Here is a 22,286-nt window from a genome sequence, read left to right on the forward strand (position 1 = left end):
CCCGGCGCGGCACGCCGGGAACGACCCTGTCATGACATTGTGGACGGTCACCGGAGACCGGCGATCTCCTTCAGCTCCTCGATCAGCTCCGGGACCGCCGTCAGCCGCTCCGGCAGCCCCCGCGAGTGGAACCACGTCGCGATGTTCCGCACGTCCCGCGCGAGGAACTCCAGCCCGCCCGGATTGGCCACGATGTCGACCACCTGCGGCAGATCGATCACCATGATCCGCTCACGGTGGACGAGCAGGTTGTACGCCGAGAGGTCGCCGTGCGCGAGCCCCTGCGACGCCAGCAGTTCCAGCATCGCCGCGGTCTGGAACCACAGTTCCCGCAACTGGTCGGGCTCCGGCCGGACCTGCGCCAGGCGCGGCGCGGCGGTTTCGCCGTCGCCGAGGAACTCCAGCAGCAGCTCGGTGCCGTCGCGCTGCACCGGGTACGGCACCGGTGCGCCGACCGACCACAACCTGCTCAGCGCGCCGAATTCGGCCACGGCCCACTGTTCGGCGATGAGGTTGCGGCCGAAGCTGCTGCGCGACTCCATCGCCCGCATCTCGCGCGACCGGCGCATCCGCCTGCCTTCGAGGTAGCCGGCGTCGCGATGGAACAACCGGTGCTCGCCGCTGCGATACCGCTTGGCGGCGAGCACGACGCCTTCGGTGCCGGGCAGGTTGCGCCGGACGAGGTGGACGTCCGCCTCCTTGCCGGTCTTGAGGACGCCGAGTTCGGTGTCCACCGCCGCCAGTTCGGTGATCACCCAGTCCGGGCGCGGCAGCGGCCCGTGCTCCGCGTCTCCCCACGTGCTCCAGCGGTCGGCGCCGTCGGGGATGGCGGTTTCGGTGTAGGCGTCCTCACGCAGCCGGGCGAGCCGGACGCGTTCGGCTTCGGTGAGCCGTCCGCCGCGCTCGGGTGCGGGCTCGTCGTCGAAACGGGCACGACGGGAACGGCGAGGACGTTGTTCGTAGGACTCTTCGAGATCGTGCTTGCGCACTGGTGGGTTCTCCTAGATCAGGGATGCCCCACCGGGCGAGCGTCGTGGCTCCGCGCTCAGCCGCGAGGGGCGAGTGGATGGGGGCGGCCAAGGCCCCGGACAGTCATCAGCACGAGGCACCTCCCTGTCGCATCCACCGGCTCCCTGCCGGATCGCGCACGATCATCCCCGACCCCTCGGGACGACCGCAACCGATTTAATTCTCGGGCGCGCCGGCCGGCTCGACGTGTCGCGAAAGCCACTTTCGGGACATCAGACGTCGCGAAAGTGGCTTTCGCGAGCCCCCCCCCCCCCCCCCCCCCCCCCCCCCCCCCCCCCCCACGCCCGCCCCCTGGACCGGGCCGCGTGTTAGGCCGACCGCAGCCCCGCCAGCTCGCTCCGCGACCGCACCTTCAGCTTCCGCAGGACACTCGCGACGTGCTGCTCCACCGTACGCCGCGACAGGAACAGCACCTCGGCGATCTCCCGGTTGGTGTGCCCGGCGGCCAGCAGCCGGGCGACGTCGCGCTCGCGCGGGGACAGCTCGTCGCCGTAGCCGCGGCGGCCGCGCCGTGACGGGGCGACCGCGCCGGTGGACCGGAAGGCGTGGCGGCAGCGCGCGGCGTCGCGGGTGGCGCCGAGGTGGTCGAAGGTCTCCGCGAGCGCCGCGAAGATCTCGGCGACGTCCTCATTGCGGGCCAGACGGCAGCGCGCAGCACGTTCGGCGATCAGGGCCGCGTGATACGGCGCGGGAAGGGCCTCGAACCGGGTCCGAGCCTGCTCGAAGGCCTCGATCGCCTCCTCGTGCTCACCCCGGGACGCCGCGATCAGCCCGCGGTTCGCGGCCAGTGCCGCCCGGGTCGACGGCGCGTCGAGGTCACCGATCTCCCGTTCGAACTCGTCGGTCAGCGCTTGCGCTTCGGCATCCCGTCCGGTGGCGCAGTACGCGTCGACGGCGGCCATCAGCAGATCGGCGCCCCAGGCCCAGACCCCCTTGGCGCGTAAGAGTTCCAGCCCCTTCTCGGCCTGCGTGACGGCGGCCTCGCCGAGATCCTGCGCGAGCAGCATGCCCGCCATCCCGGCGTGCGCGGCGATCGCGACGGGGGTGAACGCGTTCTCCGGCTGGTCCGCCGCGGTGCCGGCGAACCGGGCGGCGGCCTCGTCCCATTCGCCGCGCGCGGCGGCGAGCAGGCCGAGGACCAGGCACAGTTCGCTGGTCACCGGCAGGAGATCGCGGTACTCGTCGATCAGCGCGCAGGCCCGTTCGGCGAGGCCGTCCCAGTTCCCGGTGAGCCAGTCGGTGTGGACGGCCGTCGCGCGGGCCGTGCTGACGACGTACGGCGCCCCGCAGTCGGCGGCCAGCTGCATCCCGCTGTGCAGCAGGCTTCTGGCCCGCCGATGGTGGCCCGTCCAGGCGCAGGCGTCGGCGCTGTTGCAGTGCAGCCGCGCCAGATGCCGCTGTTCGTCGGCGGAACCGACGCTGGTGGGCGCCCGGTCCAGCATCTCCCAGCCCCGTGCGTCGCCGATGTGCAGCCGCGACGCCGCGTTGTTGGCCAGCAGGATGATCTTCAGCCGCCGGTCGGTGGCCCGTTCGATGAGCCCGTCCACCCGGTCCATCCAGCGCCGGTGCTCCCGCAGCGGGGTCGCGCCGACCCACGGCTGCGCGAGGACGCCCATCCCGCGTCCGGCCAGGTCGGGCCGGTCGGCGAGGTCGTTGACGGCGATCTCGATCTCGGTCCTCGCGGCCTCCAGCCCGCCCGCCTGGCGCACCAGGAGGAGCCCGAGCCCCAGCCGGACCTCGCCGCTCAGGCGCCCGGACAGCCTGCCGTCGGTGAGTAGCCGCTCCAGTGCCGGGACGACCTCGGTCTGCGCGAGACCGTTGCACGCCACCGAACTGAACTTGACCGCCAGTCTGTCCACATCGGACGGTTGCAGACCCGGTTCGTCGAGCAGGGTGCGGAGCAGATCCGTCGCGGTCGCGAGGTCACCGACCGCCGACGCCTGGTCCGCGGCCGCTTCGCCGTACTTCAGGGCACCGGCCCGGTCACCCGCCTTGCGGCAGTGCTCGGCCAGCCGTACCAGGGATTGCGGGAGTCGGTCGCGCAGCAGCCGCGCGGCCCGCCGGTGCAGTTCCTGGCGATCGGGGCCGGGAATGGTGAGGTACGCGGCTTGCTGGGCGTACGCGTGCCGGAAGCCGTACGCGCCTTCACCGGTCTCCACCAGGACGTTGCGTTCGAGCGCGAGGACGAGCGCGCGGCGGGCGCGCTCGGGGGAGAGCGCCGCCGCGGCGGCCAGCAGATCCGAAGTGGACGGTGTGGCGAGGACCGCGGCGGCCTCGGCGATCCGCCGGGCGGCAGGCGGCAGCGCGACGAGGTGTTCGACCGTCGCTTCCCGCAGCAGCGCCGGGACTTCGACCGTGTCGAGCAGCTGTCGCGCGGCCGTGCTGTCGGCGTGCACCGCGCCCTCGACGCCGCCGATCGCGTGCACGATCTCCTCGACCACGAACGGGATCCCCGCGGTCCGTTCGTGCAGCCGCGCGGCGAACTCGGCGGACACGTTCGCTTCGCCGAGGAGCGCCGAAACCAGCGCCTGGACGCCGTCGCGGTCCAGCGGCCGGAGCGTGACGAGCGCGTGCGCGGTCCCGGGAGCGGGCCGATAGGCGCTGCCGAGCGGGATGCCGCCTGGTGTCTCTTCGCGCCGGTAGGTGAGCAGGAGCGTCAGGCCCGCGGGCGGGTCGGTCATCAGGAACCGCAGCAGGCGACGGGATCCGTCGTCCGCCCAATGAAGGTCTTCGACGAGGAGGACGTGCGGGCCCAGCGAACCGAGCAGTTCCCGGACGGCGCGGAAGAGCCGGTGCCGTTCGGCCCTCGGATCACCGAGGCGGGGCGGCGGCTCCGGCAGGAAGGCCGCGAGTTCCGGTAGATAAGGCGCGAGGACGCCGGTCACGGGGTTGAGTTCGCGCGCCGGGCGGATGTCCTTCAGCGCGTCGAAGACCACGCCGTACGGGAACGGCTCGCGCAGCGGCTGGCAGGTTCCGGTGAGGACCGGCCGCCCGGCCAGTTCGGCGCAGGCCAGCAGTTCGGCGGCGAGCCGGGTCTTGCCCACCCCCGCTTCGCCTTCGAGCATGATCACCGACGGCGAGCGCATCGCGCCGTCGAGCAGCTCGCGTAACTCCGCCTCACGGCCGACGAGCACGGGAGAACTCGTCCTGCGTCGGCAGCCACCGATCACCATTGCCGGGTCACCCCCGCTTCACGAACCACACCGTTCGAGTGAACGCAGCTTAAGCGCCTGCTCAGCGATCACGGAACCCACCCGGACCGTCACAGAACTTTCGTAGGGACGGGGAGTTTCCCCATTAGATACGTAGTCCTACGGACCGTTGCCTCGCTTGTTCGCGCAGGTCCCGCCACCCGAAAGTGATTCATGCGTGACTGCACGTCACGGCGCCGGCCCGGATCCCCGCCGGCGTGAACCACCTGTTCGAGTGAACGGAGCTCAGGAAATGCGTGGAGAACTTCGACGTCACCGGATCGCGGGTGCGGTGCTCGCCGGGGCCTGTGCGGCGGCCACCGTCGCCTTCGCCGGACCGGCCGCGGCCGCCGAGGGGCAGATCCGCGGCGCCGGTGTGCCGGGAGCCGTCACGGACGGGTACATCGTCTCGCTCAAGAGCGGCGACGCCGGGCTCGCGGCCAAGTACGGCGGCCAGGTGAAGGCGACCTACACCGCCGCGCTGAACGGTTTCTCGGCGAAGATGACCGAGGCGCAGGCGAAACGGCTCGCGGCCGACCCGAACGTCGACTTCGTCCAGCAGGACGCGGTCGCCCACATGACCGGCACCCAGACCAACCCGACCTGGGGCCTGGACCGGATCGACCAGAAGAACCTGCCGCTGGACCGGAAGTACACCTACCCGAACGACGGTGCCGGGGCGACGGTCTACGTCCTCGACACCGGTGTCGACTACCGCCAGTCCGAATTCGGCGGCCGTGCGACCAGCGGGTACGACTTCATCGACAACGACAGCGACGCCCGCGACTGCCAGGGCCACGGCACGCACGTCGCCGGCACGGTCGGCAGCGCGACCTACGGGGTCGCCAAGGGCGCCAAGATCGTCTCGGTCCGCGTGCTGAACTGCCAGGGCAGCGGCCAGTACTCGCAGATCATCAGCGGGATCGACTGGGTCGTGAAGAACGCCAAGGGCCCGTCGGTGCTCACCATGAGCCTCGGTGGCCCGGCCGACTCCGGGGTCGACGCCGCCGTGCGCCGCGCCGTGTCCGCGGGCATCACCAACACGGTGGCCTCCGGTAATTCCAACACCGACGCCTGCGGCACCAGCCCGGCGCGGGTCCGTGAGGCCATCACCGTCAACGCCACCCAGAGCGACGACCGCCGGTCGACGTTCTCGAACTACGGCAGCTGCACCGACATCTTCGCGCCGGGCACCAGCATCACGTCCCTGCGAAACGGTGGCGGCACCCAGCAGATGAGCGGTACCTCGATGGCGACGCCGCATGTCGCCGGCGCGGCCGCGATCTACCTGACCTCGAACCCGTCGGCCACCCCGGCCGCCGTCGCCTCCGGTCTCGCCAACGCCGCCACCAGCGGCGTCGTCAAGAGCCCGGGCACCGGTTCGACCAACAAGCTGCTGAACGTGACGGGTCTCTGATGCGGCGCGGCGTGCGGGCCGGTGTGGTGGCCGTCGCGGCCACCGCGCTGGCCGCGCTCGCCGCGGGCAACGCCCTCGCCGCGGAGGCCGAGGGCGTTGTCGTGCAGGCGAAGCAGCACTATGGCGATCAGTACATCGTGGAGCTTCACGACGTGGGCACCCTGGCGGTCGAGCAGTCCTCGGCCGCGCTGACCGGCCGCTACGGCGGCGAAGTCCGGTCGGCGTACAAGAACGTGCTGCGCGGGTTCTCGGTCAAGGGCATGTCCGAGCGGCAGGCCCGGCGGCTCGCGGCCGACCCGGCGGTCAAGGCGGTCTATGAGGACGGCACCGCGCGTGCCGTCGGCACGCAGACCAATCCCACCTGGGGACTCGACCGGGTCGACCAGAAGAACCTGCCGCTCGACAAGAGCTTCACGTATCCGAACACGGGCGAGGGCGTCACCGCGTACGACCTCGACACCGGGATCAACCCGGAGAACCCGGAGTACGAGGGGCGCGCGTCCATCGGCAAGGACTTCGTCGGCGGCAACGGGAAGGACTGCAACGGGCACGGCAGTCACACCGCGGGCACCATCGGCAGCAAGACCTACGGCGTGGCCAAGAAGGTCAAGCTCGTCGGGCTGAAGGTGCTGGGCAACGACTGTTCGGGCAACGGTCCCGACTCCGCCATCGTGGACGCGGCCGAATGGATCACCGCGAACGGCACCAAACCGGCGGTGGCGAACCTGAGCCTGCGGATGGACCAGGTCGGGCTTGGCGACGACGTCATCAAGAAGTCCATCGCGGCCGGTTTCGTCTACGTGGTGGCGGCGGGCAACGAGAACCAGAACGCCTGCAACGTCAGCCCCGCCAGGGTCCCCGAGGCGATCACGGTCGGCGCCTCGGACCAGAGCGACAACAAATCCTCGTTCTCCAACCACAGTTCGTGCGTGGACATCTTCGCCCCTGGCAGCAACATCACGTCGCTGTCCACGTCCAACGGTGGTTCGGCGAACATGAGCGGGACGTCGATGGCCACGCCGCACGTGGCCGGGGCGGCGGCGCTGTACCTCGCCGCGAATTCCGGTGCCACCGCGCAGCAGACGCGGGACGCGCTGGTGAACAACGCCTCCGACGGCGTGCTCAAGGGACTGCCGTCCGGCACGGTCAACAAACTGCTGAACGTGTCGTTCATCGGCGGCGGTGGCCCCACGCCGACGTGCGGGGTCAAGTCCAGCACGACACCGGTGTCCATTCCGGACGCGGGTGACGCGGTGACCAGTTCGGTGACGCAGGAAGGCTGCGACGGGAAGGCGTCGGCGACGCTGCCGGTCAAGGTCGACATCGCGCACACCTACACCGGTGACCTGGCGATAGACCTGATCGGGCCGAGCGGTGCGGTGTTCGGCCTCAAGCAGGCGGGAGGGATCGGCGAGGCGACCGGCGTGCACACGTCGTACACGGTGAACGCCTCGTCCGAACCGGCGAACGGGACCTGGAAACTGCGGGTCCGTGACGTCTACCGGTTCGACAGCGGGACGATCGAAGGTTTCTCCATCACCTTCTGAGTCCTTGCGAACGGCGGTGCGCCGCGGTCACGATGACCGCGGCGCACCGTCGTTTTCGCTGGGAGGCTTTCGCATGGAGTCCTATGACGCCGTGATCGTCGGTGGCGGGCACAACGGCCTGGTGGCGGCGGCCTACCTGGCCAGGGCCGGCCGCTCGGTGCTGGTGCTGGAACGGCGTGACGAGGTCGGCGGGGCGGCGGTCTCCTTCCGTGCCTTTACCGGCGTCGACGTCCGGCTGTCGCGGTACTCGTACCTGGTGAGCCTGCTGCCGCGCAAGATCATCGCGGAACTGGGGCTCGGCCTCGATCTCCGGCGGCGGCGGATGTCTTCGTACACGCCCGTCGGCGACGGCGGTCTACTTGTCGACACGGGCGACGACGGCCGTACGGCGGCGTCGTTCTCGGCGCTCACCGGGTCCACAAAGGACTTCGAGGCTTGGCGGCGGTTCTACGCGATGACGTCCCAGGTCGCGAAACGGACTTTCCCCACCCTGACCGAACCGCTGATGTCCAGGGAGGAACTGCGCTCGGGCATCGAGCGCCAGGCGTGGGACGCGCTGTTCGAACGGCCGATCTCGGAAACGCTCACCGAGATGTTCGGCGACGACGTCGTCCGCGGTGTCGTCCTGACCGACGCGCTGATCGGCACTTTCGCCGGAGCCGGCGATTTCCGGCAGAACCTGTGCCTGCTCTACCACGTGATCGGCAACGAGACCGGCGACTGGGACGTGCCGGTGGGAGGGATGGGCGCGGTGACCGGGGCGCTCGCGTCGGCCGCGTCTTCCGCCGGGGCACGGCTGACAACCGGTGCCGAAGTGCTGTCGATCGACCCCGGTGGCTCGGTGCGTTACCGGCTCGGCGACGACGAGTTCGTGGTGCGCGGCGGGCACGTGCTGTCGAACGTCGCGCCGCGGACGCTCGCGCGGTTGCTGGGGGAGGAGCCGCCGGAGGCGCCGGAAGGCGCGCAGCTCAAGGTGAACATGGTGCTGTCACGGTTGCCGCGGCTGCGTGATCCGAGTGTCGATCCGCGGGAGGCGTTCGGCGGGACGTTCCACGTCAACGAGAGTTACGAGCAGCTGGCGACGGCCTACGCCGAGGCGTCGGCGGGCCGGATCCCGTCGCTGCCGCCGTGCGAGATCTACTGCCATTCGCTGACCGATCCGTCGATCCTCGGCCCGGCCGAACGGGCCGCCGGGGTGCAGACGCTGACGTTGTTCGGGCTGCACATGCCCGCGCGGCTGTTCGAGGGGCGGAACGACGTCGCGCGCGAGGAGGCGTTGCGGGCGACGTCGTCCTCTTTGGACAGTGTGCTGGCCGAGCCGATCGAGGACTGCGTGCTGCGTTCGCCGGACGGCGGGTTGTGCGTCGAGGCGAAGACGCCGCTGGACCTCGAAGCCGAGCTGGGGCTGCCGGCGGGACACATCTTCCATCGCGATCTGTCGTGGCCTTACGCGGCGAATGCCGCCCAGGTGGGTCACTGGGGTGTCGAAACCGCGCACGAGCGGGTGCTGCTCTGCGGCGCCGGAGCCGTGCGGGGCGGCGGGGTCTCGGGCATCCCCGGTCACAACGCCGCGATGGCGGTGCTTTCCAGTGCGTGAAGGCCCCCTTCCCTCGGCTCAGCCGAGGGAAGGGGGCCTTCACGCGCATCGCTTACTGGACGGTGAGGGTGTAGGTCGCCGTGGCGGTCTTACCCGCCGAGTCCGTCGCGGTGACGGTCACCGGGTACGTGCCCCGTTGGAAGGGCGCGACCACCTGCATGGTCGAACTGCCGCCGCTCGAGATCGTCTTCGGGTTGAAGAACGGTGCGAACGGCAGCCCCTGCCCGGACGCCGACAACGTGATCGTGCCGGTGCCGCCGGTGGCGGAAACCGTGACGTTGCTGAAGAAACCGGGCTGCGCGGTCCCGCTGGTGGGGCTCAGGCCCACCTTGAGGTCGCCGGGTTGCGGTCCACCTTCGCCGACGGTCAGCGTCAGGTTCGTGATCGCGGTGTCGGTGGTGCCCTTGCCCGAGATCGTGACCGCGTAGTCCTTTTCGGCCGTTCCGGCGGGTACCTCGATGCTCACCTTCGCCGAGTCACCTGAGTTGATGGACGAGGGCTGGAACGTGGCCGTCGCGCCCTCGGGAAGTCCCGTCGCGCTGAGGTCGACCTTCTCCGCGCCGTTCTTGCCCGGCTTGCTGGTCACCGTGGCCGAAACGTACTTGCCCGGCTCGACCTTGAGCGCCGACGGCGTCACGCCGAGCGAGAACTTCTCCGGGTTCTGCGGCTCGCCGATCTGCTGCTTGACCCAGTCGCCCATCTCGTTGTTGAGCCTGCCGTACACGCTGTACCACTTGAAATCACTGCGGCTCCAGGAAGCGACCCCGACGACCTTGCCGTCCACGATCAGCGGACCGCCGCTGTCGCCGGGCAGGATCGTGACGCGGCCGTCGCTGTAGCCGCTGCAGATCATCGTCGCGTCTTTGAAACCCGCGCCGACCCCGCTGCAGTTGCCGCCCTGGACGATCGGCAGCGTGAACTTGTGCAGCTCGACGTTGCGGGTGTCGTCGTTGTGGTCCTTCTTGCCGTAACCGAGCCCGAGCCCCGACTTGCCCGGCTTGTGCAACTCCGTGTCCGCCGAGGTCGCGACCTTCGCGTACTGGCCGCCCGGCACCGGGATGTCGGTATCGGTGGTGACCACCGCGACGTCGTAACCCTGGTCGAAGTTGACGTACTTCGGGTGCTTCTCGTAGCTGACGACGCCGATCCGCGTTCCGCCACCGGCGTTGAGATCGTCCAGCCCGTAGAGGAAGGACTTCTCGCCGGCCGCGTCCTTGCAGTGCGCGGCGATCAGGATCTTGCGCGGCGCGACGACCGATCCCGTGCAGGTCTGCCCTTGCGGCCGAGTTCCACCTTCGCGCAGGCCCGCGATGATGAAGGGATGGTCCTTGACCGAGGCGGGGGTGCCGCCGATGGAGTTCGTGTGCAGTCCACCGGGGACGACCGCTTGATCCGTCGGGGTGACGGCGGCCAGGTTCGCGGCGGCCGCCGGAGCGGGCAGGAGGACCGAGAGGCAGCCGAGGGTGGCGGTGGCGATCCCCAGTAGCCGTTGTCTTCTGTTCACGGTGGTTCCTTTCCAGGTGGCTGGAAATCACTTTCCGCATCCGCGCCTGGTGGAACAACCGAGGAAGAAGACCGTAGGGGTACGGAACTAATGCGCCCCGTCGCCGGTGAGGAGCTCGATACTGTGGTCGCCGGTGCGCTCGACGTCGAGGCCCGCCTTCGTCAGGACCCGCATCAGCTGCTCCACAGTGGACGGTTCGGTACGCGACTTCACCAGCTCCGCGGCCAGCCGCCCCTTGTACGCCTTGTTGAAGTGGCTCACCGTGGTCCGGTTGCCCTTCGCGTCCTCGGTCACGACGCGCACGGTCACCGCGCCGGGGCGGAGCTTCGCCAGCGCCGAGTATGTCCCGGACCGCAGGTCGACGACGAGCCCCTCGACGGCTTGGAGCGCCGGTTCGAGCACCGGCTTCCACACGCTGCGGACGGTACCGAGCGACGGCAGCGCGTTCCCGCCCGAAAGCCGGTACGCGGGGATCGGGTCGGTCGCCGCGACCACGCCGAACAGCGCCGAAGCGACGGCGAGGCGCTTCTCGGCCTTCGCCAGCGTCGCCTTGGTGAACGACTTCACGTCGAGCGCGTCGTAGAGGACCCCGGTATAGCGGCGCAGTGCGGGCATCGTGGGGGACGTCCACAGCTCGGCGTTGCGGGCGACCTCGTCGGCCTGCCGCGGCGTGATGCCCAGCGCGGCGACACTGGCCGGGACGTCGACGGCCAGTTCGGTCAGCGCGTCGGCCAGCTTCGCCCGGGTCGGGTTCAGCTCCGGGAACGACAGCGCGTCGAGGTCCAGCGGCGCGCCGGTGCCGCCGGCGGCCTTGGTCTCGGAAGGAGGGAGGAGCACGAGCACCACGGAAGCGTAACTAAATGGGGTGCGTCACCCTGAGGCGCGGGCTTAGCCTCGTCCGCATGAGCCTGACCTGGCGCCCGCTGACCATGGACGACATGCCGCGACTGGCCGAGACCTTCGCCGAGGCGGAGCGTGTCGAGCCGATCGAGGAGCACTACAGCGCGGAGGATCTCGCCGAAGAGATCGGTACGCCGACCGTCGACCTGCCGACGGCGTCCACCAGCGCGTGGGACGGCGAAACGCTGGTCGCCTACGGTCTGCTCCGGAAGCGTGACGCGGCCGATCCGGTGCACATGATGCGAGTCGAGACGCTCGTCCACCCCGCGTACCGCGACGACGCGATCGCCGCGCGCCTCACCGGCTGGTTCGAGGAGGCGGGCAAGGCGCTCCACGCGAAATCCCATCCGGAAGTACCGCTGGAACTGCACGCCGCGGCCAACACCAAGCAGCGCTGGCTCTCCGAGGTACTCGTGGACGCCGGGTACGAGCACGCCCGGTGGTTCGTCGACATGCGGGCCGACCTCGGCTCGATCCCGCCGCTCAAACCGCTGCCCGAAGAGTTCCCGCTCGTCGCGTACGAGCAGAAGTACGAGGCCCTCACGCTGCGGTCCCGTAACGAGACCTTCGCCGACCACTGGGGGAGCACGGAGCAGTCCCCGGAGGCCTGGCGGCATCTGATCGTCGGTGCGAAGGACTTCCAGCCGCACCTGTCGTTCCTGCTGCTGAGCCCGGACAGGGACCGGGTGGTCGCGATGGTGCTGAGCGCCCACTTCGCCTCCGATACGGCGGCCACCGGCGTGAAGGATCTGTACGTCAGCCACGTCGCGACCGACGCGGGCCTTCGCGGGCGCGGGATCGCGGGCGCGCTGCTCGGGCACACGCTCGTCCAGGCCAAGGCGGACGGTTTCCAGCGGGCTTCGCTCAACGTCGACCAGGACAACACCCATCGTGCCCTCGGCGTCTACGAGCGCGTCGGCTTCAGCGAGTTCCAGCGCTGGGCCGGGTACGTGAAGCCCGTTCCGACCTGACCGGTTGTCACCCGAAAGGGCGGATTTCGGTACAGTCGATCTTCTCGGATGAGATCGCTGGGGGTGGTAGGGCGTTGCCGGTTTCCGCACGCCTCGGCTGGCACGACCTGCCGTCGGCGACGCGTGACGCCGTGGAGCGTGAGCTCGGGTCGGCGGTCCGTCGTTCGTTGTGGCAGACCCCGGAATTCGACGGCGGTGTCGCCGCGCGGCTCGAACTCGAACGCGATCATCGCTGGGTCTTCCTGAAGGCGATCCCGGCGGGCAGCCCGCGCGCGGGCGGCTACCGGACGGAGGCCGCCATCGCGCGACGGCTTCCCGCGGAGGCGCCCACACCGAAGCTGCTGTCCTTTGTGGACGGCGAATGGCTGGTGCTCGCGTTCGCCGATTTCGACGGCACCAGGCCGAATCTGCGTCCGGGATCGCCGGACCTTTCCGCGGTGCTGGCCACCTTCGGCGCGCTCAGGCGCACGCTCACGCCGTGCCCGCTGCCCGACGTCCCGGACGCCCTCGACGATCTCGGCCCGCTCCTGCGCGGCTGGCACGAACTGGCGAAGGAACCGCCGGGCGACCTCGACGGCTGGGCCGTCCGCAACCTCGACCGGCTCGTCCAGCTGGAGACGTCGTGGCATCCCTGGTCGTCCGGGGACACGTTGCTGCACAACGACATCCAGCCCGAATACCTGGTGCGGACCGGGCCGGGCCGGGTACTGGTCACCAACTGGCGCTACCCGGCGCGGGGCGCGGGCTGGCTCGATCTGGTCGCGCTCGTCCCGTACCTGCTCGACGCCGGACACGAACCCGCCGACGTCGATCGCCTGCTCCGGCGGCGCCCCGTGCTGGCCGGGGTCCCGGTCTGGGCGGTCACCGCGTTCGGCGTCGCACTGGCCGGGCACGCCGAACGAGCGTCCCGCTTACCGGAACCGCCCGCGACGACGGGCGTCCGTGCGGCGCAGCGCCGTCTCGCGGCGGCCATGCGCGAGTGGCTCGCTTACCGGACGCACTGGCAGTAGCGCCTCGGGCGGCTCGTGAGCGCCGACGTGTGTCGCGAAAGCCACTTTCGCGACGTCAGGTGTCCCGAAAGCCACTTTCGCGACATCGGCCTCGGCCAGAGCCGTCGCTACTTCACCGCGGCCGGGGTCCCGTTGCGAAAGCCACCGGCGGGGGCGACACCTCGGCGCGGGAGACAAAGCTCGTGAGTGGCCAGGACGTTTCTAACCGTCCTTACCGCTCACGAGGTTCAGCGGCTCCTCACCGGCGGCGTACCGGCGCAACTGCTCGGCGACCAGCCGCTTCGCGCGCGGGTAGAACGACGCCGAACCGCCCGCGATATGCGGCGTGATGATCACGCCCGGCGTGGTCCACAGTGGATGCCCGGCGGGCAGCGGTTCCGGGTCGACGACGTCCAGCGCGGCACGCAGCCGCCCGGTGACGGTCTCGGCCGTGAGCGCCGCGGTGTCGATCGCCGAGCCTCGCCCGACGTTCACCAGCAGGGCACCGTCCGGCAGCGCGGCGAGCTCCGCTGCGCCGAACAGGCCCATGGTCGCGGGCGTTTCGGGCAGGATCAGGACCACGATGTCGGCGGACGGCAGCAGCTCGGCCAGCTCACCCACGCCGTGCACGCGCTCCGCGGGCCGGGCCGTGCTCGCCACCCTGGTCACGATCGCCTCGGCCGCGACCAGTTGCCGCTCGATGGCCTGGCCGATCGAACCGTGACCGACCAGCAGCACACGGCTGTCGGCCAGCGAACGCGTGTGCTCGCGTTCCCACGACGCCGTCACCTGCTGCGCGAACCAGCGCGGCAGATCCCGCTGCGAGGCGTGGATCAGCGCCAGCGCGTGTTCGGCCACGCTGAGGTCGTGCAGGCCGCGGCCGTTGGCCAGCTTCACCCCCGCCGGCACCAGCGGGATCAGCTTCTCCACCCCGGCCGACAACGACTGCACGAGCTTCAGCGACGGAAGCCGCGAGAGCAGCTTCATCGGCTCGGCGCCGGTGTCGTACGGCAGCACGTAGACCTCGACCTCATCGAGGCCCTCGTCCGGCAGCGGGCCCAGACCGTCGTAGAGCCGCGCGCTCAGGCCCTCGGGCAGCTCGATATCGGACCAGGGCAGGATGGCTCGCTCCGTCATGCCGCCATTCTGGCCGCCACGACCGGCGTCACCCTCCGTGGGCCACGACGCAGAACTCGTTGCCGACGGGATCGGCCAGCACCGTCCAGGCGAAGCCCGGCATCTCGTGTCTGTCCAGCTTCTTCGCCCCCAACCCGACCAGACGCTCCACCTCCTTCTCCATGTCGTCGGTACCGAAGTCCATGTGGACCCGGTTCTTGCCCGCCCGCTCCTCCGGCACGCGCTGGAAGGCGAACACCGGCCCGTTCTCCTTCTTGGCGTGCAGGATCAGGAACTCGCCGCCGTGGTCCTGATCCACCTCGACCCCGAGCGCCTTCGTCCAGAACGCCGCGAGCCCGCGCGGATCCGCGCAGTCGATCGTGATCATGCCCAGTTCGATACCCATGGCGGCACGCTAGCCGCACCCACCGACAAAACCGGGCGCCCGCGATAACCGGTTGAACCGGCCCGGGGCGGGGTGACTACGCTGCGCAGAACGTCTAAGCACGTAATTCCAGCGAGGAGCCCAGAAGTGATCACCAGGATGTCGTCGTTGTTCCTTCGCACCCTGCGTGAGGATCCGGCGGACGCCGAGGTACCGAGCCACCGGCTCCTGGTACGCGCCGGCTACGTCCGCCGGGTCGCCCCGGGCGGCTACTCCTGGCTGCCGCTGGGCCTGCGGGTGCTGCGCCGTATCGAGAACGTCGTCCGCGAAGAGATGAACGCCATCGGCGCGCAGGAGATCCAGTTCCCCGCGCTGCTGCCGAAGGAGCCCTACGAGGCCACCGGCCGGTGGACCGAGTACGGCGACGCGTTGTTCCGCCTCAAGGACCGCAAGGGCGCCGACTACCTCCTCGGCCCGACGCACGAAGAACTCTTCGCGCTCACCGTGAAGGGTGAATACAGCTCGTACAAGGACTACCCGGTCGTCCTGTACCAAATCCAGACGAAGTACCGCGACGAGGCGCGCCCCCGGGCCGGCATCCTGCGCGGCCGCGAGTTCGTCATGAAGGACTCCTACTCCTTCGACCTCGACGACGAGGGCCTGACCAAGTCGTACGAGCTGCACCGCCAGGCCTACACGAAGCTGTTCGACCGCCTCGGCATCGAGTACGTCGTCGTGAAGGCGACCTCCGGCGCGATGGGCGGCTCGGCCTCCGAAGAGTTCCTCGCCGTCGCCGAGACGGGTGAGGACACCTACGTCCGCAGCACCGAATCGGGTTACGCGGCCAACGTCGAAGCGGTCACCACGCCCGCTCCCGAGGCGAAGCCGATCGAGGGCCTGCCCGAGGCGAAGGTCCACCACACGCCGGACACCCCGACCATCGAGTCCCTGGTCGCGTTCCTCAACAACGCCGATCTCGGCCGCACCTTCACCGCCGCGGACACGCTCAAGAACGTCCTGGTGAAGACCCGCCAGCCGGGCGCGAAGGAGTGGGAGCTGCTGGCCATCGGCCTCCCCGGCGACCGCGAGGTCGACACGAAGCGCCTCGAAGCGTCGCTCGAGCCCGCCGAGTTCGAGCTGCTCGAAGAGGCGGACTTCGCCAAGAACCCCTTCCTCGTGAAGGGCTACATCGGCCCGAAGGCGCTGAAGGACAACGGCGTCCGCTACCTGCTCGACCCGCGCGTCGTCGACGGCACCGCCTGGGTCACCGGCGCCGACGAGCGCGACCACCACGTGGTCGACCTGGTCGCGGGCCGCGACTTCACCGGCGACGGCACGATCGAGGCCGCCGAGGTCCGCGAGGGCGACGCGTCGCCCGACGGCAAGGGAACCCTGGTCGCCGCCCGCGGGATCGAGATCGGGCACATCTTCCAGCTGGGCCGCAAGTACGCGGACGCGTTCGAGCTCGACGCGCTGGGCCCGGACTCCAAGCCCATCCGCATCACCATGGGTTCGTACGGCGTCGGCGTCTCGCGGCTGGTCGGCGTGCTCGCCGAGCAGAACCACGACGACCTCGGCATCGTCTGGCCCCGCGAGGTCTCGCCCTTCGACGTGCACGTCGTCATCGCGGGCAAGGACGAGACGGTCGCCGCGGGCGCGGAGAAGCTCGCCGCCGAACTGGACGCCGCCGGGATCGAGGTCGTCCTCGACGACCGCAAGGCCACCCCGGGCGTGAAGTTCGCGGACGCCGAACTCGTCGGTGTGCCGACGATCCTCGTGGTCGGGCGCGGCCTGGCGAACGGGGTCGTCGAGGTCAAGGACCGCCGCACCGGCGAGCGCGAGGAGATCGCCGTCGACGCCGTCGTGGAGCACCTGGTCAAACTCGTCCGTTCGTAATGTTCGGCAAGAAGCGCCGGGATTCCCCGGGCTACGAGGACAACGCGGCGCTGGACGGGTTCGGGGGCTATCAGCCCTCGGACTCGTCCGGCTACACGCCCGCTCCCGAGACCCCTGCTCCAACCGAGCCGGAGCCGCAGAAGCCCGCGAAGCAGCCGATGTCGCGGAGCGGGCGAAGGGCGATGTACGGCTTCTTCGCCACGATCGGTGTCATCGCGGTCGCCGCGCTCGCGAACAGTGGCGACAGGTCGGACAGCAGTGCGCCGACCACCCGGGCCCCGGTCGTCTACACGCCTTCGCCCCGGGTCGTCGCGCCGCCGGTGACCGAAGGCTGGCAGTCGGTGGCCGGGAAGGACGGCGTCTACGCCTACGACGTCCCGCCGAACTGGACGCCGAAACCCGGCACGATCCACGGCTGGGAAAAGGGCACCCAGGTCCCGGGCATCACCATGGTCGCCAGCGCCTTCGTCGGCGAGGGTTACTGCCCGCAGGAGAAGGGAAGCAGGGTCGGCGGTGCAGGCGTGGCCAACATCAAGGTCTCCGATCCCGCCGCCGCCGCGAAGAAGGCGGTCGACGATCTCGCCGTCAGCGCCTACAACCCGGAGAACGGCCCGCTGACCGCCAAGATCACCCCGGAACCGCCCCAGCAGGCCGAATTCACCCTCGGTACCGGCAAGAAGGTCCCCGCCAGCATCGTTTTCGCGGAGGTCGTCACCCCGCCGGGCCCCTGTGGCGCCCAGCGCGCTCTGGTCGGTGTGCTCGCACCGGAGCTGGGCGACGCCTCGGCGGCCCTGGCCGTCTATTCGGGCCAGGACGCGCCGGGCGGTGCGGACCGTGAGCTGATCCTGAAGATCCTCAAGACCTACCGGGGTGTCCCGGAGGCCGACCGCAAGACCATCACGCCGCCGCCGTCGACGTTGCGCTGAGGGCTGCCGGCGGAGCAGGAAGCACACCCGGGAAAGTGACCATACGCGCGAACCCGCGCCGGCCGTAGGCCCCACTATCGCGGTGGCAGGGCGCCCTGTTCGCTCATCGCGACGTGGGATACCAGGTCGCGCCCTGTCGACGTCGATCGTGGACGCGGGTTCCCCGGCAGGCGCTGAGGCTTCTTGCCCGATCGCGCGAGCTTCGCCAGCCGCAGCAGCCCGGTGTTCGGCAGGTACGCCCGGCCGAGCGCGATCCCGATCCGCGGCAGATCCGCCTCGTCGCGGAACGCGAGGTACAGCGGCACATGGCGCGGCTGGAACTTCGCCTTGAACGCGTGCAGCGAACGGAAGCCGTAGAACGGCTCCATCATCGTGCCGAGCGCGTCGAGCACCCGCTCGACGGCGTGCGCCGGTTCGCCGGAGCTCGCCAGCGGCGCACCGGACAGCGAGACGAACTTCGCCCCTTCCTCGCGGAAGGCCAGGCACGAAGACGCGATCAGGAACTCCATCGACGGGCGGAACCCGTCGGCGCGTTTGCGCATGACGTCGAGGGTCCAGCCGCCGATCGCGCCCGCTCCGGTGTACACCGGCAGCCACGACGTCACGCCGTGGACCACGCCGTCGGCGTCCACCGCGAGACCCACGCGGGTCTCGGGATCCATCGCCTCGTCGACGCCGCCGAGGGTGAAGCCCATTTCCGGCATGCCCTTGTCGCTGATCCACTCCTCGGAGATCGCGCGGACCTGCGAGATCACCGCGCGCGGCTGATCGGCGAGCCGGACGAGCCGGAACTCGATGCCGTCCTTCTTGGCCCGGTTGAGCGCGGTCCGCACGTCCTGCCAGCGCTTGCCGCGGAACTCCAGCGTCTCCAGTTCGATCAGGGTGTCTTCGGCGACCTGGACCTGCTTCCAGCCCAGCTCTTCGGTCTTGGCGGTGGTGTCGCCGGTGGCGGAGAACAGGCACGGCACGAGACCGGTGTTCTCGCACATCGTGATGAACTCGGCGATCGTCCGGTCGGCGGCGCCGTCCGGGGCGATCGGGTCACCGAGGGCGATGGCGACCCCCGCGTGCCGCCGGTAGGCGAGGTAGGACTTGCCGTCCGCGGCCACGAAGTACGAGTTCTGCGGCCAGGTCGTCATCCACGAAAGCGTGCTCCCGCCGTGGCGGCTGAGCAGCGTGCGGGCCAGCGCGGGGTTGCCCATCCGGCCGAGGCGGCGGCATTTCCGCCGCGACGGCACGCGGAAGGCGCCGCGGGAGGAGACCAGCAGGGCGAATTCGACCGTCCAGAGCAGGTTGTCCACGAAGAACAGCGGCGGATCCACCACGCCGGCGTCCTCGCCGAAGATCTCCGCCAGCGTGAGCACCCCGCCGTAGACCATCACCTGCAGGATGACGAACGAGGTCAGGATCATCGCGCACCACCAGGCGACCTGGCTGCCCTTGCGCAGGCCGTTCAGGATCGGCACCACGATCACGCACAGGACGACGACTTCCCAGGTGGACAGCGAAAGCTCTTCGGACGAACCGAAGGGACCGTTGCCCGGGACGAAGGACATCACCAGTTCGGCGACGGTCAGCACCAGCAGGCCCGCCATGACGTAGAACCGCCATTCGCGCAGGCTGGGCCGCCGTTCACGCGAGGAATCCTTGGCGCCGAGGAACTTCCGGCCGAACGGCAGCGCGAGGACGAGGGCGAAGAAGTGCACGAGGTCGGCGAGCGTGCCGACGAAGATGATCGCGACCCCGGCGTAGACGCACAGCCCGGCGCGCAAGCGCAGGCGCCACGGCGGGCGCAGGGTGGCGCTGGCGACCGCGACCGCGGCGAGCGCGCCGCCGGAGAACCCGACGTCGAGGCTGGCCGAGACCCGTTCCGCCCATTCCCAGCCGGAGTTGCGGCTCAGTGCCAGGAACTGGACCGCCACCAGGACACTGACGAACTGGCCACCGATGGCGACGGCCATCGCCCGCCGGGTGCCGAGCCGCCATTCCGCGAACCCGGCGAACAACGCGAAGCTGAGCACCATCGGCAGGTAGTACAGCGGGACGACCGCGAACAGCGGTCCGGTGAACAAGGTCCACCACCGGCCTGATTCGAGCGACGGCAGCCCATACGCGATGTACGGGTACACCGCGCGGTCCTCGGCGGCCGACCAGAGCGCGCCCGTGGCCAAGGCGAGCGCGAGCATGGTCAGCGTGACGAGGCTGGTGAACGGCAGCCGGTGCCTCAGCACCGTGATGATCTTGCGTGTCCGGCCCGGCGCGGCCGTCCCGCTTCCCCCTTTTGGCATGGAACTCAAATTAGGTCCGGGAGGTGCTCGGACACATCCGGCACGGGACCCATTTTTCCCTTAGGGGAGTGCTACTCGCGACGGATGCTCTCACCCATCTTGAGGACGACACCCCTGGCTATCGCGCCGGGGATCTCCTGGTCCGCCAGTACGAGGAGGACGTGGTAGCGGCCGGATCCGGGCAGCGCGCGCAGCGGAAGGGCGATCGCGGTGATCGCGACCGACGGGGCGGGACACGGCCCGTCCGGGGCGGGGACGACGGAGGTGGTCACGGCGGTGGCGGTCGTCCCGCCGTTCAAGACCGGCACCGGCCCGGGTTCGCCGATCTCCGCTGCCGCGGAGCGTCCGTACGCCGCTTCGGCCCAGCGCAGCGTCGTTTCCTCGGCGGCCTGGGCGAGGCCGCCGACTTCGCCTTCGTCGATCGTCGTGAATCCCGCCGTCGCGCGTGCCGAGAGATCGGTGCTGGGGCAGAACGCCCGGCGGAACCGCGCGACCCCCTGCAGGGTGACGAGGTCTCCGGCCGGGGTCTCGTAGCCGATGGCGACGTCCGGCTCTTCGAGCGTCCAATCGGGCGGGACGTCGTAGACGAACGGGTGATCGCCGGACACCACCGGTTGCCAGCCCGCGATCACCGGCTGGACCCGCGTGGCGGGCACCGGGTCGGGCAGGACGAGGTCGTGGGCGGACGGCGGTGGAGGCGCGGTCTTCGCCTGATAGGTGGCCGTCGCACCGACGGCGAGGACGACGGCCAGCCCGAGGACGCCCAGCGTCGGCCTCAAGCGCAGGCGACGGCGCGGCGGGACGGCGTCCCGGACGACCGGAAGCGGTCTCGTCTGTTCGGCCTCGGTTTCGAGCGGCTGCCCGGTGAGGGGATCGACGAACCACTGCCGAGGTTCGTCGTTCCGCCCACCGGGGCCGGTCATTGCTGCGGCCTCAAACTCGCGAGGATCATTTGCGCGTCCGCTTCGGGCAGGGCGTCCGGGGTGCCCTGGTCGAGGACCATCACGAAGCAGATGGTCTGTTCACCGACCTTGAAGGCCGCTGAGGTGACCTTAACGCTCGGAGCCCGGCAACCTTCGCCTTCGCTCGGGGTGAACGAGGCGGTGGAACTGAGCGCCTGGATCGTGCCGCCGGCGATGGTGATCTGCTTGAGCTCGGGCAGCGGCACGTCGGCCTTGCCGGTGGCGGACTGGATCCAGAGCCGGACAGCACCCCGGGCGGCGTTCTCGACGGGGATCTGGTCCGCGGTGGCGAAGCCGACCAGTCCCCGGTGCGAACCGCTGACGTCGGGGCAAGCGCCGAGCTTGTACCTCATCGCTTCGTGGATCACCATCTTCATGTCGCGCTCGGTGTTCCCGGTGACATAGCCCGGCTTGGTCTCCCAGCCCGACGGGGGCAGGTCGTAGGCGGTTTTGTCCTTCACCGACAGGATCCCCTGCCAGCCGGGCGTCGTCGAGGGGACTTTGTTGTCCTTCGGGGCATCACTGCTCGAGGACGGCGGCTTCGACGCCGAAGACGAGGGCGGCACCGGCGCGGAGGAAGGCGGCCCGGCCTGGGGTTGCGGCTCTTCGCCGTCACGCAGGACGAAGAACAGCGTGGCGCCGACGGCGATCACCAGGAGGAGCGCGCCGAGCCCGATCCACAGCCCCTTGTTGCCCTTCTTCGGCGGCTCCGGCGCGAAACCCTGGTACGTCTGCTGCGGGAACTGCTGGTAACCCTGGTACTGCTGCTGGGGGTACTGGGGCGGATACCCCTGCTGCGGGGGTTGCTGCTGATAGGGCTGCTGCTCCGGCCAGCCGTTGCCACCGCCTGGGTATGCCATGAAACGAGCTTAGTTAACGTCCCCGAGCACGGCCGCACGCACCGTTGCCAGGTCGGACAGGTCCGCGAGCACGGTGTGCGCGCCCGCGTCGGCCAGTTCCTCCGCGCTGAACTGCCCGGTCGCCACGGCCACCGCGACGGCGCCGTTGTCGAGCGCCGCCCGCACGTCGTCCGGGGTGTCGCCGATGACGACGACCGACGCCGGCGCGAACTCGGTGCCGTGTTTCGCCGAAGCGTGGCCGACGGCGGCGGGCACCAGGTCGGGGCGATGCGCCGAGAGCGAGCCGTAGCCGCCGATCTCGAAGTCCACGTGCTCGTGCAGGTCGAACGCGGTCAGCTTGTGCACGGAGATCTCCGGCAGATTCCCGGTGACCAGGGTCTGCACGATGCCGCCGTGCGTCGCGAAGGCGTTCAGCGCGTCCTTCGCGCCCGGCAGCGCCCGGCCGCTCGAAGCCAGCGTCGGGGCGTGGCTTTCGGAGACCGCGATCAGCGCGAGCCAGAGCTTGCGCACGTTCTCCTCGGTGGGCTCGACGCCGTGCGAGGTCAGGATGTCGGCGCTGATGGCGCGTTCGGTGCGGCCGCCGAAATTCGGCAGCGCCCGCAGCTCGACGCCGGCGACCTCGGCGAGCGCGGTCGTGTACCAGGCGGCGCCGACGCCGCGCAGGTCCACGAGGGTCTGGTCGATGTCCCACAGCACGAGCCGATGCGG

Annotated in this window: 17 protein-coding genes; 7 read left to right on the top strand and 10 right to left on the bottom strand. The window is 70.2% G+C overall.

The genetic code is table 11. From position 1 onward, the window contains the following. Positions 1-47: 47 nt before the first annotated feature. Both ACXIZN_RS02580 and ACXIZN_RS02585 read right to left on the bottom strand, forming a co-directional pair. On the bottom strand, positions 48-989 hold the full coding sequence (locus tag ACXIZN_RS02580; protein ID WP_257485252.1) for a serine protein kinase RIO: 942 nt from the start codon (positions 987-989) through the stop codon (positions 48-50). Between the two features lie 348 nt (positions 990-1,337). Beyond that, a complete protein-coding gene (locus tag ACXIZN_RS02585) occupies positions 1,338-4,163 on the bottom strand; it encodes an ATP-binding protein (RefSeq protein WP_457952345.1) in 2,826 nt (941 codons plus the stop codon). 310 nt (positions 4,164-4,473) lie between these two features. On the opposite strand from ACXIZN_RS02585, the gene ACXIZN_RS02590 reads away from it, so the two are divergent. The 3 genes from ACXIZN_RS02590 (at position 4,474) to ACXIZN_RS02600 (ending at position 8,781) form a co-directional block, all read left to right on the top strand. Then, positions 4,474-5,637 (top strand): S8 family peptidase, encoded by a 1,164-nt coding sequence (locus ACXIZN_RS02590; protein WP_257485254.1) that lies wholly within the window; start codon positions 4,474-4,476, stop codon positions 5,635-5,637. Next, entirely contained in the window at positions 5,637-7,184 is a 1,548-nt protein-coding gene (locus tag ACXIZN_RS02595) for a S8 family serine peptidase (protein WP_457952347.1), read from the top strand. The genes ACXIZN_RS02590 and ACXIZN_RS02595 overlap by 1 nt, the downstream gene beginning before the upstream one ends. Before the next feature lie 73 nt (positions 7,185-7,257). Continuing rightward, positions 7,258-8,781 carry a phytoene desaturase family protein gene (locus tag ACXIZN_RS02600; RefSeq protein WP_457952349.1) on the top strand — a complete coding sequence of 508 codons (1,524 nt, stop codon included), beginning with the start codon at positions 7,258-7,260 and terminating at the stop codon, positions 8,779-8,781. Between the two features lie 52 nt (positions 8,782-8,833). Here ACXIZN_RS02600 and ACXIZN_RS02605 read toward each other — a convergent pair whose 3' ends face one another. Then, a complete protein-coding gene (locus ACXIZN_RS02605) occupies positions 8,834-10,285 on the bottom strand; it encodes a trypsin-like serine protease (protein WP_457952351.1) in 1,452 nt (483 codons plus the stop codon). An 87-nt stretch (positions 10,286-10,372) separates the two neighbouring features. Continuing rightward, positions 10,373-11,128, bottom strand: coding sequence for a peroxide stress protein YaaA (yaaA, locus tag ACXIZN_RS02610; RefSeq protein WP_457952352.1), 756 nt, complete (start codon positions 11,126-11,128; stop codon positions 10,373-10,375). A gap of 59 nt (positions 11,129-11,187) precedes the next feature. Here yaaA and ACXIZN_RS02615 point away from each other — a divergent pair, with 59 nt between their 5' ends. Together ACXIZN_RS02615 and ACXIZN_RS02620 are read left to right on the top strand one after the other, a co-directional pair. Continuing rightward, positions 11,188-12,156 (top strand): GNAT family N-acetyltransferase, encoded by a 969-nt coding sequence (locus ACXIZN_RS02615; protein WP_457952354.1) that lies wholly within the window; start codon positions 11,188-11,190, stop codon positions 12,154-12,156. A gap of 74 nt (positions 12,157-12,230) precedes the next feature. Beyond that, complete coding sequence (locus ACXIZN_RS02620; protein ID WP_457952356.1) at positions 12,231-13,166, top strand: aminoglycoside phosphotransferase; 936 nt, start codon at positions 12,231-12,233, stop codon at positions 13,164-13,166. A 201-nt stretch (positions 13,167-13,367) separates the two neighbouring features. Here ACXIZN_RS02620 and ACXIZN_RS02625 read toward each other — a convergent pair whose 3' ends face one another. Further along, positions 13,368-14,282: a 2-hydroxyacid dehydrogenase gene (locus ACXIZN_RS02625; protein ID WP_457952357.1), complete on the bottom strand. Its 915-nt coding sequence runs from the start codon at positions 14,280-14,282 to the stop codon at positions 13,368-13,370. Positions 14,283-14,310: 28 nt separating this feature from the next. Further along, positions 14,311-14,667, bottom strand: a complete 357-nt coding sequence (locus tag ACXIZN_RS02630; RefSeq protein ID WP_457952359.1) for a VOC family protein — start codon at positions 14,665-14,667, stop codon at positions 14,311-14,313. A gap of 126 nt (positions 14,668-14,793) precedes the next feature. Here ACXIZN_RS02630 and ACXIZN_RS02635 point away from each other — a divergent pair, with 126 nt between their 5' ends. Further along, a complete protein-coding gene (locus tag ACXIZN_RS02635; protein ID WP_192741020.1) occupies positions 14,794-16,542 on the top strand; it encodes a proline--tRNA ligase in 1,749 nt (582 codons plus the stop codon). Further along, a complete protein-coding gene (locus ACXIZN_RS02640; RefSeq protein ID WP_457952361.1) occupies positions 16,542-17,468 on the top strand; it encodes a hypothetical protein in 927 nt (308 codons plus the stop codon). Before ACXIZN_RS02635 ends, ACXIZN_RS02640 begins: the two co-directional genes overlap by 1 nt. A gap of 74 nt (positions 17,469-17,542) precedes the next feature. On the opposite strand, the gene ACXIZN_RS02645 is transcribed toward ACXIZN_RS02640, so the two are convergent. The 4 genes from ACXIZN_RS02645 to ACXIZN_RS02660 all read right to left on the bottom strand — a co-directional run bounded on the left by ACXIZN_RS02645 (position 17,543) and on the right by ACXIZN_RS02660 (position 22,274). Then, positions 17,543-19,756, bottom strand: a complete 2,214-nt coding sequence (locus tag ACXIZN_RS02645; RefSeq protein WP_457952363.1) for a bifunctional lysylphosphatidylglycerol flippase/synthetase MprF — start codon at positions 19,754-19,756, stop codon at positions 17,543-17,545. Between the two features lie 71 nt (positions 19,757-19,827). Next, positions 19,828-20,679 (bottom strand): hypothetical protein, encoded by an 852-nt coding sequence (locus tag ACXIZN_RS02650; RefSeq protein ID WP_457952364.1) that lies wholly within the window; start codon positions 20,677-20,679, stop codon positions 19,828-19,830. Continuing rightward, positions 20,676-21,578, bottom strand: coding sequence for a hypothetical protein (locus tag ACXIZN_RS02655; protein WP_457952366.1), 903 nt, complete (start codon positions 21,576-21,578; stop codon positions 20,676-20,678). Before ACXIZN_RS02655 ends, ACXIZN_RS02650 begins: the two co-directional genes overlap by 4 nt. A gap of 9 nt (positions 21,579-21,587) precedes the next feature. Further along, positions 21,588-22,274 carry an HAD hydrolase-like protein gene (locus ACXIZN_RS02660; RefSeq protein ID WP_457960441.1) on the bottom strand — a complete coding sequence of 229 codons (687 nt, stop codon included), beginning with the start codon at positions 22,272-22,274 and terminating at the stop codon, positions 21,588-21,590. Positions 22,275-22,286: the final 12 nt, after the last annotated feature.

This window comes from Amycolatopsis sp. TRM77291 (assembly GCF_054166285.1).

Coding starts and splice junctions, on each gene's coding strand:
- ACXIZN_RS02590 (WP_257485254.1), top strand. CDS start 4,474: ATGCGTGGAGAACTTCGACGTCACCGGATCGCGGGTGCGGTGCTCGCC.
- ACXIZN_RS02595 (WP_457952347.1), top strand. CDS start 5,637: ATGCGGCGCGGCGTGCGGGCCGGTGTGGTGGCCGTCGCGGCCACCGCG.
- ACXIZN_RS02600 (WP_457952349.1), top strand. CDS start 7,258: ATGGAGTCCTATGACGCCGTGATCGTCGGTGGCGGGCACAACGGCCTG.
- ACXIZN_RS02615 (WP_457952354.1), top strand. CDS start 11,188: ATGAGCCTGACCTGGCGCCCGCTGACCATGGACGACATGCCGCGACTG.
- ACXIZN_RS02625 (WP_457952357.1), bottom strand. CDS start 14,282: ATGACGGAGCGAGCCATCCTGCCCTGGTCCGATATCGAGCTGCCCGAG.
- ACXIZN_RS02630 (WP_457952359.1), bottom strand. CDS start 14,667: ATGGGTATCGAACTGGGCATGATCACGATCGACTGCGCGGATCCGCGC.
- ACXIZN_RS02640 (WP_457952361.1), top strand. CDS start 16,542: ATGTTCGGCAAGAAGCGCCGGGATTCCCCGGGCTACGAGGACAACGCG.
- ACXIZN_RS02645 (WP_457952363.1), bottom strand. CDS start 19,756: ATGCCAAAAGGGGGAAGCGGGACGGCCGCGCCGGGCCGGACACGCAAG.
- ACXIZN_RS02650 (WP_457952364.1), bottom strand. CDS start 20,679: ATGACCGGCCCCGGTGGGCGGAACGACGAACCTCGGCAGTGGTTCGTC.
- ACXIZN_RS02655 (WP_457952366.1), bottom strand. CDS start 21,578: ATGGCATACCCAGGCGGTGGCAACGGCTGGCCGGAGCAGCAGCCCTAT.